The sequence below is a fragment of the Actinomadura napierensis genome, assembly GCF_039529375.1.
Classification (GTDB): Bacteria; Actinomycetota; Actinomycetes; order Streptosporangiales; family Streptosporangiaceae; genus Spirillospora; species Spirillospora napierensis.
Genome location: NZ_BAAAMR010000309.1, coordinates 1 through 710, shown reverse-complemented (window position 1 = coordinate 710; position 710 = coordinate 1). Strand labels below are relative to the sequence as shown.

Sequence of the window (710 nt, the reverse complement as noted above, 5' to 3'; positions counted from 1 at the left end):
ACTTTATTTTACACAAAAAAACATATTATTCAATTTTTCTCTATGTTTATGTAATATGAGATTTCCAGTAATTATTAATATTTATACTGCTTGAGCCTATTTTAAGTGTGTATTAGGAATGATTTTGCTAACTTCCGAACAAATCTGTCAAAGAAACTTCTTCTTCAATTATTAACTTATTCTACATAAAAACTTAATAATTTAGATGAAAATCAAATAATTAAATTTTCAGAAACATCTCCACCACCACATCCCTCTCTTCCAAACTCTTTGAGCTTAAAATCTGGAACATCAAGCCATCAATTAGGTTTAAAACCAAATTGGCATCGGGTTTTAATGCATGAGTTTCTAAACTAAAAATGAGGTCAAAAATCTCATGAAGTAGCCATTTTCTATACTCAACCGCCATACGGTAAGCGCTCGCATACATATGTTTAATTTCAAAAAAGGCTTTAAGCAAAAGGTAATATAAGCTATTAAATTTAACGTGTAAGTTAATAATTTCTTTGAGTTTGTCCTTTGAAGTGCGGTAACGACTTGAGTAAATAATGGCAAGTACTTCTTCTTTCAGCAGGCTTTTTTGAAAAGCAATGCACATTTCAATTAACCGTTCTTTTGAGTGAAAGTAATTATAAAAAGTCGCCTTGGTTATTTTGGCTTCTTTAATAATTAGGTCTACACCCGTCGTATGAAAACCATAAGTAACAAAT

1 protein-coding gene is annotated in these 710 nt (G+C 30.1%); it reads right to left on the bottom strand.

The features are described 5' to 3' along the window. Positions 1 to 220: 220 nt before the first annotated feature. The coding region (locus ABD296_RS49635; protein WP_188139353.1) for a TetR/AcrR family transcriptional regulator at positions 221 to 710 on the bottom strand (490 nt) is incomplete at its 5' end.